The 18,443-nt window shown below is 36.1% G+C and carries 14 protein-coding genes; 12 read left to right on the top strand and 2 right to left on the bottom strand.

Translation table 11 applies throughout. The annotated features are described in order from the left end of the window. The first annotated feature begins 34 nt into the window (after positions 1-34). Positions 35-2,677 carry an alanine--tRNA ligase gene (gene alaS, locus HHT355_RS05285; protein ID WP_103202389.1) on the top strand — a complete coding sequence of 881 codons (2,643 nt, stop codon included), beginning with the start codon at positions 35-37 and terminating at the stop codon, positions 2,675-2,677. A 173-nt stretch (positions 2,678-2,850) separates the two neighbouring features. Here alaS and HHT355_RS05290 read toward each other — a convergent pair whose 3' ends face one another. Both HHT355_RS05290 and HHT355_RS05295 read right to left on the bottom strand, forming a co-directional pair. Beyond that, complete coding sequence (locus HHT355_RS05290) at positions 2,851-4,389, bottom strand: hypothetical protein (protein WP_103202390.1); 1,539 nt, start codon at positions 4,387-4,389, stop codon at positions 2,851-2,853. Positions 4,390-4,558: 169 nt separating this feature from the next. Beyond that, a complete protein-coding gene (locus HHT355_RS05295) occupies positions 4,559-6,610 on the bottom strand; it encodes an efflux RND transporter permease subunit (protein WP_103202391.1) in 2,052 nt (683 codons plus the stop codon). 175 nt (positions 6,611-6,785) lie between these two features. Between HHT355_RS05295 and HHT355_RS05300 the strand changes: the two genes are divergently transcribed. The 11 genes from HHT355_RS05300 to HHT355_RS05350 all read left to right on the top strand — a co-directional run bounded on the left by HHT355_RS05300 (position 6,786) and on the right by HHT355_RS05350 (position 18,347). Further along, entirely contained in the window at positions 6,786-7,373 is a 588-nt protein-coding gene (locus HHT355_RS05300; protein WP_103202392.1) for a TetR/AcrR family transcriptional regulator, read from the top strand. 182 nt (positions 7,374-7,555) lie between these two features. Beyond that, the gene (rpsU, locus tag HHT355_RS05305) at positions 7,556-7,732 is read left to right on the top strand and encodes a 30S ribosomal protein S21 (RefSeq protein ID WP_103202393.1); all 177 of its coding nucleotides are present in this window, start codon (positions 7,556-7,558) and stop codon (positions 7,730-7,732) included. A gap of 574 nt (positions 7,733-8,306) precedes the next feature. Beyond that, a complete protein-coding gene (locus tag HHT355_RS05310; protein ID WP_103202394.1) occupies positions 8,307-8,669 on the top strand; it encodes a YabP/YqfC family sporulation protein in 363 nt (120 codons plus the stop codon). A 125-nt stretch (positions 8,670-8,794) separates the two neighbouring features. Next, positions 8,795-10,036 (top strand): sporulation protein YqfD, encoded by a 1,242-nt coding sequence (gene yqfD / locus HHT355_RS05315; protein ID WP_158245895.1) that lies wholly within the window; start codon positions 8,795-8,797, stop codon positions 10,034-10,036. Then, positions 10,011-11,021 carry a PhoH family protein gene (locus HHT355_RS05320; protein ID WP_103202396.1) on the top strand — a complete coding sequence of 337 codons (1,011 nt, stop codon included), beginning with the start codon at positions 10,011-10,013 and terminating at the stop codon, positions 11,019-11,021. Before yqfD ends, HHT355_RS05320 begins: the two co-directional genes overlap by 26 nt. 24 nt (positions 11,022-11,045) lie before the next feature. Further along, complete coding sequence (locus HHT355_RS05325) at positions 11,046-12,581, top strand: HDIG domain-containing metalloprotein (RefSeq protein WP_103202397.1); 1,536 nt, start codon at positions 11,046-11,048, stop codon at positions 12,579-12,581. Then, positions 12,582-13,079, top strand: coding sequence for an rRNA maturation RNase YbeY (gene ybeY, locus HHT355_RS05330; protein WP_103202398.1), 498 nt, complete (start codon positions 12,582-12,584; stop codon positions 13,077-13,079). Between the two features lie 17 nt (positions 13,080-13,096). Next, on the top strand, positions 13,097-14,191 hold the full coding sequence (locus HHT355_RS05335; protein ID WP_103202399.1) for a DUF3048 domain-containing protein: 1,095 nt from the start codon (positions 13,097-13,099) through the stop codon (positions 14,189-14,191). A 10-nt stretch (positions 14,192-14,201) separates the two neighbouring features. Further along, the gene (locus tag HHT355_RS05340) at positions 14,202-15,884 is read left to right on the top strand and encodes a putative polysaccharide biosynthesis protein (RefSeq protein WP_103202400.1); all 1,683 of its coding nucleotides are present in this window, start codon (positions 14,202-14,204) and stop codon (positions 15,882-15,884) included. Between the two features lie 132 nt (positions 15,885-16,016). Continuing rightward, positions 16,017-16,721 (top strand): BofC C-terminal domain-containing protein, encoded by a 705-nt coding sequence (locus HHT355_RS05345; RefSeq protein WP_103202401.1) that lies wholly within the window; start codon positions 16,017-16,019, stop codon positions 16,719-16,721. Between the two features lie 396 nt (positions 16,722-17,117). Continuing rightward, the gene (locus HHT355_RS05350) at positions 17,118-18,347 is read left to right on the top strand and encodes a BaiN/RdsA family NAD(P)/FAD-dependent oxidoreductase (RefSeq protein ID WP_158245896.1); all 1,230 of its coding nucleotides are present in this window, start codon (positions 17,118-17,120) and stop codon (positions 18,345-18,347) included. The last annotated feature ends 96 nt before the right edge of the window (positions 18,348-18,443 follow it).

The raw sequence follows: 18,443 nt of genomic DNA on the forward strand, positions 1-18,443 counted from the left end.
TAACTTGAATTTTAATTTACAGGAGGCAATAAAAGTGCGGACTTACGGTGTAAACGAACTAAGGAAAATGTTTTTAGATTTTTTCAAAAGCAAAGATCACTTGGTTTTAAAAAGCTTTTCCTTAATACCACAAAATGATAAAAGCTTACTTTTAATTAATGCCGGTATGGCTCCTTTAAAACCGTATTTTACGGGGCAAGAGGAACCTCCTAAAAGAAGGGTGGCAACCTGTCAGAAATGCATCCGGACAGGAGATATTGATAATGTAGGAAAAACAGCCCGTCATGCTACCTTTTTTGAGATGCTCGGCAATTTCTCCTTCGGAGATTATTTCAAGAAAGAAGCTATTTCATGGTCATGGGAATTCTTAACCGAAGTAATAGGCCTTGATAAAAACAGGCTTTATCCTTCTATATATGAGGATGATGATGAAGCCTTTGAAATATGGAATAAAGTAGTGGGAGTTCCCGCAGACCGCATATACCGTATGGGTAAAGAGGACAACTTCTGGGAAATAGGTTCCGGCCCTTGCGGCCCCTGTTCCGAAATTTACTATGACCGCGGTGAAAAATACGGATGCGGAAAGCCCGATTGTCATGTAGGTTGTGATTGTGACCGTTTTATAGAGGTTTGGAATAACGTATTTACTCAGTTCTACGGTGACGGCAACGGCAATTATACCGAACTGGCTCAGAAAAATATAGATACCGGTATGGGCCTGGAAAGGCTGGCTGTTGTTGTACAGGATGTAGATTCCATATTTGATATTGATACATTAAAGGCAATCAGAGACAGGATATGCGAAGTAGCCAATGTAACATATAAGAGTGATCCTGAAAAAGACGTATCAATCCGACTGATTACCGACCATATCAGGGCGGTTACATTTTTGGCTTGTGACGGCGTAATCCCTTCAAACGAAGGAAGAGGCTATGTCTTTAGAAGGCTTCTTCGCCGTGCTGCAAGACACGGCCGTCTGCTCGGAATCAATGACCTGTTTTTGGCTGAGCTTTCAAAAACAGTTATAGAAGTATCAAAAGACGGCTATCCTGAGCTGGAAGAAAAAAAAGATTATATACTTAAGCTTCTTACCCTTGAAGAAGATAAGTTCAACAAAACCATAGATCAGGGTCTTAATATTCTTCAGGATATGATGAAAGCCCTGGAAGAAAAGAAGCTGGATACCCTTGCCGGTGAGGATGTATTTAAACTTTATGACACTTACGGATTTCCTTTGGACCTTACAAAAGAGATCCTGGCAGAAAAGGGTTATAAGGTTGACGAAGAAGGTTTCATAAAAGCCATGGAGGTTCAGAGAGAAACCGCAAGAAGCGCAAGAGAAGCCACCAACTACATGGGAACAGACGAAACCATATACCAACATCTTGATAACAGCATCACTTCCGAATTTGTCGGATATGATACTTTGGTTCATACATCCAAAATTACTGCACTTACCACCGAAAACGAAATTGTAAATGATCTTGTAGCAGGGCAGAAGGGTACAATTTTTGTTAAAGAAACGCCTTTTTATGCAACCAGCGGCGGACAGGTTGCCGATACCGGTATAATTACAACTGAAACATCAGAGTTTATCGTAGAAGATACCATTAAGCTTCAAGGCGGCAAAATCGGACATGTTGGTACCGTAACTAAAGGTATTTTCAAACTGAATGATACGGTTACCCTTAAAGTAAATTCAGACCTTAGGGCCGACACCGCCAAAAATCACTCGGCTACCCACTTGCTTCATAAGGCCCTTCGCATGGTACTGGGTACCCATGTTCAACAGGCAGGTTCTCTTGTTTCAAGCGACAGGTTAAGATTTGACTTTACTCATTTTTCAGCCTTGACAGAAGAAGAAATAAGCAAGGTTGAAAATATAGTAAATGAGCAAATTGCAAAGAATCTTACCGTATCAACACAAGTGATGAGCCTTGACGATGCCAAAAAAGAAGGGGCAATGGCCCTGTTTGGAGAAAAATATTCAGAAAAAGTCAGGGTTGTATTCATGGGTGATTTCAGCAAGGAATTATGCGGCGGAACCCATGTATCAAATACTGGAGCTATAACTATATTTAAGATAATATCCGAAACCGGTATTGCTGCCGGTGTAAGACGTATAGAAGCCTTGACCGGAAACGGTGTAATTAGATATTATAAAGATTTGGAAAACAAACTATATGAGGCAGCAAAGACCGCAAAAACCGAACCTGCCCAGCTTACAGGCAGAATAGAAGCTTTACTTGAAGAAATCAAAGTTTTAAAATCTGAGAATGAAAAGCTGAAATCTAAGCTTGCAAGCAGCTCTATTGGAGATATTATGAATCAAGTTCAGGATGTAAAGGGAGTAAAACTGCTTGCTGCCGATGTTCCCGAGCTTGATATGAACGGCCTTAGAAATCTCGGGGACAAACTCAGAGACAAACTGGGTGACGGTGTAATTGTCCTTGCTTCATCCACCGCTCCTGACAAGGTAAGCCTTGTAGTTATGGTAAGCGACGGAGCCATAGAAAAAGGTGCCCACGCCGGTAATCTCATTAAGGAACTTGCCGTTTTAGTCGGCGGTGGCGGCGGCGGAAGACCTAACATGGCTCAGGCCGGAGGAAAGAATGCCGCAGGTATCAAGGAAGTAATCGCCAAAGCCGGCGAAATATTGAGCAAGCAATTAGGGTAAGAACGGTTACATCAGTTTTAAAAATTGTACTTTATAACGGTAATACAATTACAATTTAGAATAATATACAGAAAAAAGGGGTTGTCTAATCAACCCCTTTTTAATTATCCAAAAATATATCTAAGAATTTGTTTTATAAAAGTATCATTTTTATTTATAAACATTTTTTAATATCAGTTCTTATAAAATCCAAATAATTTAAGAAGCTTTTGCCAGAAAGTAAGTTTTACTGACTCCGCAATTTCTGCGGCTGAAACATTTGTTATCTTTATCGAGTCGGTCCTTAATACAAACTGTAAAGAAATGATCTTCGTATTCTTTTCCGACACAAAGGATTTTACTTGCTTTTCGCTGCCGAACAAATCTTTTATCAGCTTATCAATTTCCTGTTTTAATTTATCCTCCATACCGGAAGTCTTGCTTTTAAATTCCCCTGTCCCTTTTTTGAAGTTATTCATTCCTTCGTAAAGTTCTTTTATTCCCGCGTTGATTTTTTCAGCACCGTCATATAGTGCTTCGGCAGCCGATGCGATTTCAGAGGCTGATTCTTTGAATAATTTAATACCTTCAGAAAGATCACCGGCCCCTTTACTAAGCTGTGTAACCGCCCCGGTATAATCCTTTAATCCGTTTATAAACTGGGTCACACCGTCCAGTTGCATTTTAATCATGTAAAGATCGGGTATACCGGACAAAACGGAATCGTAATTTTCTGGAGTAAGAAGAGGCAGATTAAGTCCCATGCCTGAAAGTTGAGCATTAACCGCATCAAAGGCTGCCTTCTGTAAAGTATAAGCCCCGTTCATAATATTTTCATTTTCTTTAGCCAGTTCAGATAAACCCATACTTAAGGCTTCCGCGCCTACTAAAATATTTCCTGCACCGGTTGGAATATTACTTATTCCTTCACTGAATGCTTTAACACCGTTTCTATATTCATCCATGCCGTCCGCCAGTTCTTTAATACCGCAAAGAAGTTTTCCGGCTCCATTATCAAGTTCTTCAAGCCCGTTTATAAGGTCTGAAAACCGGTCTACATAATCGTCGGTGTCAATATCCATATCAAAATTAAGCCTTACCGCATTAATCGAAATTGATTCCATCTCAAAATTCTTCACATCGGCTGTTACAGACCCTTCAAAAGACTTTCCCGGAAGTACGGTAAAGCTTATTTGCTTTTTTCCACCGGCTTCGGCAAGAGTGGCATTGTCCGCTATAATGTCGGTACATAAACTGCTGTCTAAAACTAAAGATATCTGCAGGCCGTAATTTTCAAAAAATATGCTGTCCGAATTCGGATTTTGATTAACCGATATACTGATTTTTAACCTACCGTTTTTTCCGGCAAGGTCACCACCAGCTATTTCCGTGTCGTCTAAATAATATCTGATATTTATATCCCACGGAAGTTCCTTAGATACAAGATAACCCTGATAGTAGAATTTATCAGAATCCGTATTTACGGTAATCATATCGCCAGAAACAAATATCGGTTCAGTATCGGTCAAGTTTTTTACTTTTTCATAATTTCCAAAATCGGTGATTAAGCCGCCCTCAAAAATGTTGACAACATACAAATTCCTGACACTGCCATCATGGGCAAGTAAGCCGTAAACCACTTCTTCCTTGGCAGTAGGAGTAGCCGCATATGCTTTTATATATGATGTAAGCACCAATATGCAAATCATCATAAGTGAAAGCACTTTCTTCATAATATCACTCCTTTTTATATCTTATATCAAAAATATACTTCAATCCAGTGACCTTAAAAATATGTAAAACCAAATTTAATCAATAAAGCTTTTTTATTGATAATAGATCAACAATTATTAATTTTATTAATAAAGCAAAAATAACCTGATCCAAAAATTAATTTATAGATTAATCCTTAAAATTAAGGGTGGTTCTTTTAATGACTTTATCGAACAGAACAAGCAAAGCCGGTAATACAAATGTTACCATTATTAGAGACAGGGCAGTTCCTCTTCCGAGAAGTATCCCCAGCTCACTTATTATGGGGTTATTTGAAGTCAGGGCTAAAGCAAAACCGGCAAATGACAAAATTACAGCAGAAGTAATTACAGCAACCAGATTATTACTTATGGTTTCTTTCATGGCATCCTTGCGTGATAAAGTTTTTCTGTTTTTAATATAGGAGTTGGTAAACAATATTGCATAGTCCACCGTCGCCCCCAACTGAACAGTACTTACAATCAGGTATCCGATGAAGTTTATCGGTTTATCCGTAAAATAGGGGATTGAGAGATTAATCCAGATGGCGGTTTCAATGCAAAATACCAGTAAGAAAGGTAAACTTACCGAACGGAAAGTTATCAGTATTACAGTAAAAATCCCCGCTATGGCAATTATGTTAATCATTAGATTATCTTTAGAAACTATATTTTTCATATCGTACAAAGTGGCACTGGTTCCTGCCAGATAAAAGGTATCGTAGTATTTCCCTGCAATATCATTTACCGCCTGGACCGTATCAAAAGCCGCCTCATCTTCATCACCGGTATCCGTATAAAGAATTATCTGTGAATAATTTTCAGAATAAAATTGATCGTATACTTCCTGTGGTACAAATTCAGAAGGAATTTGAAAACCAACGGATGTCTCATAAGACACAATATCTGTAATATGATTCAATGAAGCCAGTTCACTGCAAAGACTGACTTTATTATCGGCATCTTCTTTCGGCACCAGCAATACAAGGATATTTTCCCTGCCGAACTTTTCATCAATATTTTTACTGTCTTTTCCGACCCTGGTTGCGGCGGTAGCATTGCTCATGCCGTATAAAAATTCGGTATTATTCTGGGCAAGAAATGCCGGAACAACCAACATAAGTGCAATTACCAAAAAAGGTATTCTTACTTTCATTATAATTTTCCCTGAAGATTTAAAATCCGGCATCAGTTTGCGGTGTTTTGTTTTGTCTATAATTTTATATAAAAGTAATGTAAAAACCGGCAAAAATACCATGACCGAAATAAAGCTTAAGCTTACCCCTTTAAGGAGGTTTAAGCCCAAATCCGCCCCTATTTTAAAGCGCATAATAACAAGAGCAGCAAATCCAATAACGGTAGTAGCCGCACTGGCAGCCACCGTAGGCAGGGATTCTTTCATCGCCAGATGCATTGCTTTTTCAGGTTTATGATTTAATCTGTGCTTTTTAAAGCTGTGAAGCAGGAAAATAGCATAATCTAAAGATACGGCCAACTGCAGTATAGGGCTTACCGTTCTGGATATAAAAGAAATTTCACCGAATATAATATTTGTCCCCATATTTATAATAATGGCAATGCCTATGGCCGAAATGAAAAGCACTGGCTCAGCCCATGAGGTGGTTGATATGATAAGTATAAGTATTACAATAGGAAGAAGTATTAGCATGGCGTTTATGACTTCATAAACGGACATGGACTGAGTTTCAGCCAACACAACTGATTCACCGGAAGCGGCATTTTCATCTCCGATAAGTTCATATATAGCTTTTACCGTTTCCTGTTCCCGGCCTTTTTCAATGGAAACTGAAAACAGGGCAGTATCATCCTTGTAATACTTATCTGTTATTTCCCTGTCTAAAAATTCAAAAGGTACTGATGTCAATTTTTCCTTTCCTATAATGTCATCAAGCCATAAGACGGATAATACACCGTCTATGTTGCTTAAGCTCTCTTTATATTCAAGGGCTTCAGGTATAGATATATTATTAACCATGATTCTGGCTCCGGGCATATCTGTATTAAATTCATCTTCAATTATCCGTACAGAGATTGTAGATTGGGCTTTCTTTGGCAGATAATCGGAAAGATTATAGTTTACAGGTACCCTGAAAGCGAGTAACGCACAAAATAAAGCGACAGCAAAAAATATTGTTAAAACTGTTTTTTTGTGCCTTAAGATTATTTTAGAAAACCAATCCATCAAATCCCTCCTTTAATTTAAGTTTTTCGACACAGTGTTGACAAATAGTTATATATATAGTTTAATTACATTGTGTAGGTATATCAACATACAGATTTTTATTAAATGTCAGTTGTTAAACATAAGTGCCTTGTCCAGTTGAAAAAATTACACTTTTTCAAAATTTGGAGGTATTATGAAGCACGGGAAAGAGGACAGAAGAGTAAAGTATACCAAGATGGTTTTAAAGGAAAGTTTTTTAAATCTCTTGGAGAAAAAAGATATATCCCGGATAACGGTTAAGGAAATATGCGAGGATGCCGATATTAACAGGGCCACATTTTATACTCATTATACTGATGTATATGATCTGCAAAAAAAAATAGAGGATGAATTTCTTGATAATGTAGAAGTGTATCTCAGCCAACTGGACAAAAAGGGTAAGAATGTTAACGATTTTATTCTGGCAGAAAAAATATTTGACTATATTAAAGATAACGCCAAGCTTTGCAAACTCCTTTTAAGTGAACGAGGGGATTTAAGCTTTCAGAAAAAAATAATGACCATTGTTTACGACAAGATAATAAGCGAGCTTACCGACAACAACAAGCTTTCCAAAGAAGATGCCGAATACGTTTATTCCTTTACCATTACCGGTTGTGTGGGTATAGTACAAAAATGGCTTGACGATAATATGAAAAAATCCTCCCGTTTTATGGCTGAAACAGTTATAAATCTGACATATGGGGTAATAAACGCTTTAAAAAGCCAAAATACGAAATAATTTTTCTTATTTTGATTAAAGATTAACTTTATACGTTAATTAAACTAAAAGAAGATAAGTATAATTACGAAAAATCATTGACGAATGATAAAATTATGTTATAATCTTTAATAGTGCTATACAAATAATACCCAAACAGTTGTAGGCACAATTTACAACTGGAGGGAGGTAAGGTGTGAGACATGTCAACTGTTATCGTTAAAGAGAACGAATCATTAGATAGTGCTCTCCGCAGATTCAAGAGAAACTGTGCAAAAGCCGGTATTCAACAGGAAATCCGTAAGAGGGAGCATTATGTAAAGCCCAGTGTAAGACGCAAGAAAAAGTCTGAAGCTGCAAGAAAACGTAAATATTCATAATCATAATATTGAAAAAAGGACTTCCAATGAAATTCATTGGAAGTTTTTTATATTAATAATATAAACTATATATAAAATATCCTTTTTAGTGTCAATGTTTATTTTCTGCTATAATTTCTAATTTTTAAGAATACTTGATTACTTTTCTATATCTATTATTCCGTTTCTTTATTATTCAAAAATTCCCAGTTTAATTTACCCATAAAGGCCAAGGTACGGAACAAAACCAGAAGTAACTATATCTATCCTCCGGTGTTTTTATGAACTTTAATAATTAAAGTGATAAGGTTTCTTATTCATCAGCTAAGAGAATGAAAATTGAAAAGGATAAGCATCATTGGCATAATATCAAAGGATTAAGATATGGCAGCAACGTATATTTGGAAAGAGAAAAAATTTATTATAATTAAACTTATATGAGATTTTTGGATAGGGAAGATGCAAGAGAAGTTATTTTTTTTTTGAAGGAAATTACAATGAAAAATTGCTGTTAATGAAAATTGATTGCATAGTCTACATAAATCAGAAAAATCATATATTAATAACAGTATCCTTACTGTTTTTGGAGGATAAGATGAGTAAAAAACTTAAATCAAATCATAAAAAATTCAAAAAGGAAGCCAAGGACACTTTATATAAAGGTTTTGATACAAAAAACAAGAAAGTTAAGCCCAAGTTATCATATCTTGAAGAATTGTCTAACCACCTTAATTTGCCTACGGATATCCTGGCAGGAGCACCTATAGTTACAGCAACCGGAAGAAGTGAAATATGCCTTGAAAATTATAAAAGTATTATCGAATATAATGAGAGCATGGTTAAGGTTCAGTCTAAAACCTGTAAAATTTGCATTGAAGGCCAGGAACTTAACATTCCTTACTTTACAGAGGATGAAATGAAAATAACCGGTTTCATAAAGGCAATTTATTATCAATAGGCAATACATTAAGAAAAAAATTATAAAGCAATTTTAAACTTCATAATCTTATAAAAGAACAATATTTTTATTATAAATAAAATAGCAGCTTGTCGGAAGTCGCATATAAAATATGGGGGTAAATGATGCTTAAGAAACTTAAAAACTGGCTTATGGGCTATCTGACTGTACATATAAGCGGTATATCGCCTGAACGCTTCATAAACCTATGCGGCAACAGGAATATTTATATTTGGAATATAGCCAGAGACAATGAAAAATATAGATTTAATCTGTCTGTAAAAAATTATAAAAAGATTAGACCTATCGTAAAAAAAACAGGCTTAATACCAAAAATCGAGCAAAAACATGGACTACCCTTTCTTATTAATAAAAACAAAAAAAGAAAGGGATTTTTTTTGGGCATAGTCATATGCTCGGTTTTGGTTTATATTATGTCACTTTATATATGGGACATAGAAATCCTCGGAGGATACAAGTATACCCCACAGGCACTTTTAAAATTTTTAAGCGAACATAATATTAAGCCCGGTATTAAAAAGAAATATATAAACGGAAGCAAAATAGAAGAGGAAATCCGACTGGCTTATGATGATATAGGCTGGGTATCGGCAGAAGTAAGGGGAACCAGACTAATAATAAAAATAAACGAAACAAATATGCCTGCACCTATTATTGAAGCGACAGCTCCAAGCCATATAGTGGCCGCAAAAGACGCAGTAGTTAAGGAAATTATAACAAGATCGGGGACACCAAAGGTAAAACCGGGAGATGTGGTAAGAAAAGGAGATATATTGGTATCAGGTATAGTTGAAATCATGGATGATTTTGGGGGAGTTTTAAACAAGAAACCGGTTATAGCCAGTGCCGATATAGTTTGCAAATCCTATTACGATTATTATGACGCTTTTCCTTTAACACATATAGTCAGGACATATACTAATAATAAAAAAAAGGGGTATTATATTACCTTGTGGGACAAAAAAATATTTTTATATAATCCTAGATATTCCTATAGCATGTATGATATAATTGTTGACGAAAATACCCTGCATATTACCGATTCCTTCTATCTTCCTTTAAGGTACGGTACGGTGACAATCAGGGAATATATAGAACAGAAAAATAAATATACAAAAGAGGAAGCAATTGAAATAGCCAAGAATAAATTAAAAAGGTATTTCGAAAAATTAAATGAAAAAGGTGTGCAAATATTAAAACATAATGTTAATATAACATTTAAAAATAATAATTGTATTGCCGAAGGAAGGATTTTTGTTGAAGAGCCTGCCTGGGAATACAAAGTAATAGATGAAAGTGAGTGGAGGATCGAACAGACAGATGAGCTTAACGGAATCAATAATTGACATACCGGTAGAACATGAAAGAAATCTATTCGGTGATTATGATGCTTTTGTAAAAATAATAGAAAGAACGCTTAACGTAACCGTTATTGAAAGAAACGGCGAAATAAAAGTAATCGGTGAGACGGATAATGTAGCCAGAGCCAAAAGCGTGTTTATGCAGCTGTTGGAATTATCAAAACGGGGCAATACCATTACCGAACAGCAGGTAAATTATGCCCTGTCCCTTGCTTTTGAAGACAAAGAAAAGGAAATAGTAGAAATAGACAAGGAAATTATATGCCATACCATCAGTGGCAAACCTATTAAGCCTAAAACCATCGGACAAAAAAACTACGTAAATCAAATCCGTAATAAAATGATTGTTTTCGGCCTTGGTCCTGCCGGAACAGGCAAGACTTATCTTGCCATGGCTATGGCAGTTACAGCATTTAAACGGGATGAAGTAAGTAAAATAATCCTTACCCGTCCGGCTATAGAAGCAGGAGAAAAGCTGGGTTTCCTTCCGGGCGACCTGCAAAGCAAGGTTGATCCTTATCTTAGGCCTTTGTATGATGCCCTTCATCAGATTATGGGACCTGATGCATATTTAAAGAACTCAGAAAAAGGTCTTATTGAAGTTGCTCCTCTGGCATATATGCGGGGAAGGACTTTGGACAATGCCTTTATTATTTTGGATGAAGCCCAAAATACGACACCTGCACAGATGAAGATGTTCCTTACAAGAATAGGTTTCGGTTCCAAAGTGGTTATAACCGGCGATTTAACTCAAAAAGACCTTCCTAAAGGAACAAAATCCGGCCTTGAGGTTGCCATAAAAGTTCTAAGCAAAATTGAAGATATCGGTTTTTCTTATCTGACTAATCAAGACGTAGTAAGGCATCCTCTGGTACAAAAAATTGTTAAAGCCTATGACGCTTACGAAGAGAAGCAAAAGCTTCTTTCTCAAAAAAAGAAAAAATCTGCTATTATAAAAAGAGGAATATAAACAGAAAAAATCGGGAGTAGTCGTATGATATCTGATAAAGGAAAAAAGATAGATTCTAAAATATTTATTACAATATTGCCCCTTACGGCAATGCTGACCGTCTTTTTTTCAAAAATACTATATAAGGCCGAAATTATTGAAATACTAAAGGTAAGTATTACGACTCTTTTAACTACTACAGCTGTAGTATTCTATATCCGTTTTCATTCTTGTTTTAATAATGTTAAATACTCCAGTATTATTATTTTTATTTCATATATGATGTCAATACTGCTTGTAATGCTTACGAAAAATCCGCAAAATTTTATTTTCTGGATACTAGGCGGTATTATAAATGCCATGTTGATTGACAAAACGCTGGGATTATTGATATATTTTAACATGGTTTTTTTGCTAAGTATGAATTATATTGTCGGACCGGAAGTCATTATTCATTTTCTTATAATGGGTATTTTATTTGTCCTCTTATCGGATGCCCTTAAGAGTAAATCTACGGTAATTTATGCATCAATTATATTGCTTTCAACCAATATTACTTTAACTTTTGTCATAAACAATTTTATATTTGATGCAAGCAATACCGATTATCTGCTTTCATTTTTCAGTATTTTTGCGGTACTTGTTACCGCCTTTTTGATGTCACAGTTGTATAAAAAAATAAGTAAGATTACTGCTATTGAAATGGCAGAAAATGATTATGACATACCAAATATAACCGAAGCAAGCGAAAATACCGAGGTTAATATAGGGCAAATTACTCCGGAGATAGCCGAAAATATCCCTGATACGGATAAGCAAATTTCGTCTGAATTAAACGAAAATATTAAAGATACTGATAAGTTATATGCATACGAAGAAGATACCCGGGCTAACGATGAGCAGGTTTCGTCAGCAACAGCAGAAGAAACGGATGATTTATATAAGCAGTTTACCTCAGAGAATAACGATAATATCAAGGACAGTGACAACGTGGACATAACTGACGCAAATATCCGGGATACGAATATTATTCAAAATATAACAAGGACAAGTTATGATGTGCTTTTGTCCGACGATAACGAACTTATGCAGAAGGTTAAAAATTTCTCCGAAAAGCTTTATAAACACAGCCGTTTAATCGGTGATTTATCCGCAAGAGCCGCAAAATTAATCGGTGCCGATGAAGATTTGGCAAAGGCAGGCGGATATTACCACGAAATCGGCAAGATTAACGGTTTCAATTACATAGAAGAAGGTTTAAAATTGGCCGATGAATATTCTTTTCCCGAGAAATTAAAAAATATTATCAGGCAGCATAATATCAAATATGATAAACCCACTTTTAAAGAATCTGCCATAGTTATGATCTCGGACAATGTGGCCACAACCATAGAATACATAGAAAAAACAGGAGAAGCTAAGATTGCTCCTGACAAAATAATTGATGATATTTTCCGCATGAGGATGGAAAAAGGAACTTTTGATGAATCCGGATTAACGGTAAAAGAATTTAAACTCCTTAAGGAATTTTTCCGGAATGAGTTTAAATCCACCGGCAATAATTATAAGGAGGAAAATTAATTGACAATAAATTTGGAATATGAAGCTTCAAAGCAATTGGATTTTGATTATAAGGATTTAATCGAAAAAGTGGTAACACAGTGTCTTGATGAGGAAGATTTTCCTTATGAGGCGGAAGTCAGCATTTTACTTACCGATGATAAGGAAATACAGGAACTTAATAAAAATTTCCGTGGAAAGGACGCACCGACCGATGTGCTTTCTTTTCCTGCTTTAGAATATAAAAAATCCGGAGATTTCTCATTTCTTGATGAAGCGGGGGATGAGTATTTTAATCCGGATACCGGAGAATGTATATTGGGGGATATAGTAATATCGGTTGACCGGGCTATAAGCCAGGCCGAAGAATACGGCCATTCATTAGTCAGGGAAATTGCATTTTTGACAGCCCACAGTATGTTTCATCTGATGGGATATGATCATATGACCGATGATGAAAGGCTGATAATGGAAGATAAGCAAAATAAAGTTTTGAATGAATTAAAAATCTACAGATAGTACGGAAGGTAACAGATATGAAAAAATGGATATATATTATGTTTATTTTTTTGACAGTTCTTACTCTGGGAAGCTGTAAAAAAAATAAAGATAAGAAAAATTCAGATAATAACCAGAACATAACCATCATACCCAGTCCTACTGTTCGTATAACACCTGAGCCGACTTCACCCCCCGAAACAGCAGAAGATAACCATGAAGGAGAAATGAAAAGCTATTTGACCGGTCTTTGGGTCCCGATCGAAACAGGAACCAAACGTCCCTATGCCATACAGTTCAGTAATTTTAAAACCGTAAGAAATCAATGGGGTATCGGACAAGCAGATATTGTTTATGAGGCACTTGTTGAAGGCGGTATAACCCGGCTTCTTGCCATTGGTGAAAACTACAGCGGAGACAGAATCGGATCCATAAGAAGTTCAAGGCATTATTTTGCCAGTTTTGCAGACGAATATGATGCCATATATATCCATTACGGCAAAACCAAATATGCAACATCAAAAATAAAAGAGCTGGGTATAGACAATCTTGACGGGGAAACAGGTATCGGAACTACGGTATTTTATCGGGATAAGAGTATGAAAGCCCCCCATAATGCATTTACATCTTTGGATAAAATTCTTGCAGGTATTGAGAAAAAAGGATACAGAACGGAGCTTAAATCCGATTATGAACCTCATTTTAAATTTTATGAGCAAGATACCGATATTGACGGATCGGCTTGCAATAAAATAACTATAAAATATCCGTACAATAAACCTTATTTGGAATACAACTCCTCGGACAAGCTTTATTACAGATACCAGTTTGGGGAAGTCCATAAGGATTCCAATACCGGAGAACAGCTTAAGTTTAAAAATATTATTGTTCAGTTTGTAAAAGAGTGGGATATAGACAGAAACGGATATCAGACCATGGAACTGGAAAATGCCGAAGGAACCGGTTATTATATTACCAACGGCAAGATGGTACCTATAACATGGAAGAAGAACGAAAGCAAAAAATGGATGCGTTATTATGATTCTTCCGGTCAGGAATTAACCATAAATCCCGGTAAAACTTACATTGCCATTTATCCAAATAATAAAACAAAAGATGTAGTAATTGAATAAGGAGAGGAACATGGGCGCAGATAAAAGAGAAAACCAATTTTTGATACAGGGAAGTATTCTGGCTGCGGCATCCTTACTTGTGCGTATAATAGGCTTGATTTACAGAATTCCCATGACACGTATTATTGGCGACGAGGGCATGGGCTTATACACCATAGCTTTTGAATTATACAGCATTACATTAATCTTATCGACATACAGCCTTCCTCTTGCCGTATCAAAATTGGTAGCCGCAAAAAATTCTAATCGTGAATACAGAAATTCATACCGTATTTTTATAACAGCCATGGGCTTTGCTTTTGTCGTCGGTTTAATTGCTTCACTGATACTGTTTTTCGGGGCTGATTTCTTTGCCTCAGTAGTAAATAATGATCCTAATGCCGCACTTCCTATAAAAGTTTTGGCTCCTACCTTGTTTGTATTTTCCATTATGGGAGTATTCCGCGGTTTTTATCAGGGCAAGAATACCATGATACCAACGGCCATATCCCAGGTTATTGAACAAATTGTAAATGCCGTTATAAGTGTTCTTGCGGCATATCTGCTGATGAATAACTTCAGTGCTTCGGAACATCTGGCTGCATACGGGGCCGCAGGCGGCACTTTAGGTACTTTAATCGGAGCAATTTCCGGCCTTTTATTCCTTTGGTTTGTCTATATAATTTATAGGCCGGTTTTAAGAAAGCAACTCAGATCGGACAGAAATCCTTATATGGATTCCTATAAAGATATATTAAAAATGCTGGCAGTAACAATATCACCTATTATTTTAAGTCAGACCGTTTATCATATAAGCGGTGTAGTTGACAATGCCATGTTTACGAATATTATGGCTACAAAAGAAGTAACCTATTTTGACAGTACGGTATTTTCCAATGCGGTTCCCGGCAGTTTGTATTCGGCTGAAAATATAAGAATACTTCTCGGAATCTACAGTAACAAATACAGGAACCTGTCAAATATTCCCGTAGCCATAGCCACCGCCATAGGAACGGCTACCATAACCAGTATAACGGCAGCCATGGCAAAAGGCCTGGATGGTGTTATCCGTTACAAAACCCATGTAGCGGTAAAATTTAATATGATTATAGCTATTCCTGCTGCCGTAGGCATGGGGGTATTGGCTTATCCTATACTGCAGATGCTTTTTCCCGGATCCCATCAGCTTGACGCCAATTACCTAAGACTTGGAGCTGTTGCCATAGTATTTTATTCTCTGTCAACGGTAACCACGTCCATACTGCAGGGCATAAACCGCTTAAAAACCCCTGTTATTAATTCAGCAATTTCCTTAGCTTTTCACGTTGCCTTGCTGTTTTTGCTGTTAAAATACACTTCACTGAGCGGATATGCTTTGGTTATATGCAACGTAACTTTTGCCCTGGTTGTATGTGTTCTTAACTGGCTTTCTTTGGAGAAATATTTAAGTTACAAGCAAGAAATAATAAAAACCTTTGTAATCCCTACAGTAAGCGCCGGTATAATGGGTGTAGCTATATACTTTATACATCTGGGACTTTATAAATGGACATCCAGCAATACCTTTGCCACAATTGTTTCCGTATTCATCGGAATAGTCATTTACTTTGCACTTCTGATATTTATGAAAGGGGTAGAAGAAGAAGAGCTGGAAAACCTGCCAAGAGGTAATTTGATAATCCGTATATTACGATGGGCTCATATTTTAAGATGAAATATAAGTATAAAAAACCAATACATATATAAATATTTGTAAGTAAAAACAGGGATACGATATACTAACCGCAAACACGTATTGTATAAATTTTCAAATAATGGAGAAAATATATGCCGAAGGAGTGGTTATATGAAGCTCAGGAAGGCATATATTTTTGTTTTAAGTTTTTTATCCCTGTCCCTGTTGTTCAGTGTTTGTTATTATTTGAGTTATCAGCATGCCTTAAGGCAGTTTAATAAAAGAGCTGTAGAACGGTCGGAAGAATTTGCCGCTCTTCATGATAATATTACCCCCGCTCCGGCAGAAAATTCTCCAGCCGTAGAGGATACAGAAAATAATAATGATAATATAGATTCAGATGAAACCGTAGCGGTAGACGTACAGCCTGAACCTATAATCCTACCGACCACAAAATTTATACTTGAAATCTATGACCGAAAAAAAGGTACCTTGGAGCAGATTGAGCAAAACCCTCCCGGTGATTTTGTAGGCCTTACCCGGGAAGAGGTTGAAAAATATTTGGATGATTATATGAAAGATTTGACCCTTTCCGAATATAACAAAGGTTTATTATCTTATGAATTGATTTCTTTTTCGGATAAAGCCGTTAAATTAAGAAAAAGCTATGATGCAGATATGGTACCTTACAGATTTTATGTGGTTGTAAAAAACGGTTATGTAGTAGTATACAACAGCGATTTAAAGTCGGTATATGAATATACCCATATAGAAGCAAAAAATCTTCCTGAAGAAGACAGAACAGCCTTAAGTCAGGGTATATATGTAGACAACATAGATGACTTATATGCACTTCTTGAGAGTTTTACAAGCTAATATTATTCTGTTAATGATAGATTAATTTAAAAGATAATTTTGTTGCTGTAATGTTGGCCTTCTATAAACATATGGAGCTGTTTCATAATAATTGTATACAGATAAAAAACTCTTAGGTTTCTGCATTTTTAATAGCTGTATACAATTAGAATTATGAAACAGCTCATTTTATATTATAAATAATCTTATGTTTAAACACTGATTTCAAGACTTTTTGTTTTAATTAAACTTATGGGGTAAATTATGATTTCAAGGCTTTTGATAATCAAAAATGATTTAAAATTAGTTTTTAATTAAAATTTACAAAACATTATATTAAAATAAGTAAGAATGACTTGAATTAATTTTCACGGTAAAATATAATGATACAAATGTCAAATACCGGGGGGTTTACCGTTGGAATACGACGTAATTATAGCCGGGGCAGGTGCAGCAGGCCTAGTTGCCGCAATTGCCGCTGCAAGGAAAGGCAAATCGGTTCTGATAATCGAAAAAAACACTAAAGCAGGCAAGAAAATTCTTGCAACAGGAAACGGCAAATGTAATTTTACTAACCTGCATCAGACTCCGGAATGCTATAGATCTGAAGACAGTAAATTTGCCATGAAAGTTCTGTCTAATTTTGATCTCAATAAAACATTAAACTTTTTTGAAAATCTTGGTATATTCCCAAAAGAACGAAACGGTTATGTATACCCTTTTTCCGAACAGGCTTCCAGTGTGGTTTCAGTTCTTTTGATGGAATGCGAAAGACTGAAAGTAGAAATTTCATATAATGAAAAAGTTAAATCGGTTATTCGGCCCGATTTTACCGTTGTAACAGTAAGACCTGATAATACGGAAGCGATTTATTACGGTAAAAAATTGATAATAGCAACTGGGGGATGTGCCTCACCAAACCTGGGCTCCGACGGAAGCGGCTATCAACTGGCAAAATCTTTCGGCCATTCAATTGTAAAACCTCTTCCGGCCCTGGTTTCCTTAAAGTCTCCTGATAAATTCTGTAAGACCGTATCGGGAGTACGTACTCAGGCAAAGGTAACGGCTTATGCATCGTCAAAGCCTCTTTCACAGGAAGAAGGAGAAATTATTTTTACCGATTACGGTATTTCAGGAATACCTGTCATGCAGCTTAGCCGCTTTGTTTCCAAAGCTCTGGACAAAAAAGAAGAAGTATTCCTGATTCTGGATTTTTTTAAAGAATATACGAATGATGAGCTTAAAAAGCTGCTTACAGTCCGCTGCAGTCAAAATCCTAATAAAACTCTGGAAGAGATGCTGATTGGCTTATTTAACAACAAATTAAATTATATTCTGATAAAAGAGGCAAAACTTGATCCGGGGCTCAAATGTAAAAGATTAAGCAAAGCAGATATAAATAAATTAGCCGGGCAAATTAAAAATTTTAAAATCAGAATATCCGATACCAATTCATTTGATTTTGCCCAGGTAACCGCGGGAGGAGTATCAACATCAGAAATTAATCCCGATACCTTGGAATCAAAGAAAAAGAAAAATTTATATTTTGCGGGAGAAATAGTAGATGTTGACGGTACCTGCGGAGGGTATAACCTGCAATGGGCCTGGAGCAGCGGATACATAGCCGGAAGTAATGCAGCAAAATAATTTTTCTATGGTTATTTAAATTAATGCTGATCTGGTTTATAATTAAAAATTCAATCAATCTTTTTTAATCGAATGTAATCATATATATACGGAGGA

It is taken from the genome of Herbinix hemicellulosilytica, assembly GCF_002904165.1.
Classification (GTDB): domain Bacteria; phylum Bacillota; class Clostridia; order Lachnospirales; family Lachnospiraceae; genus Mobilitalea; species Mobilitalea hemicellulosilytica.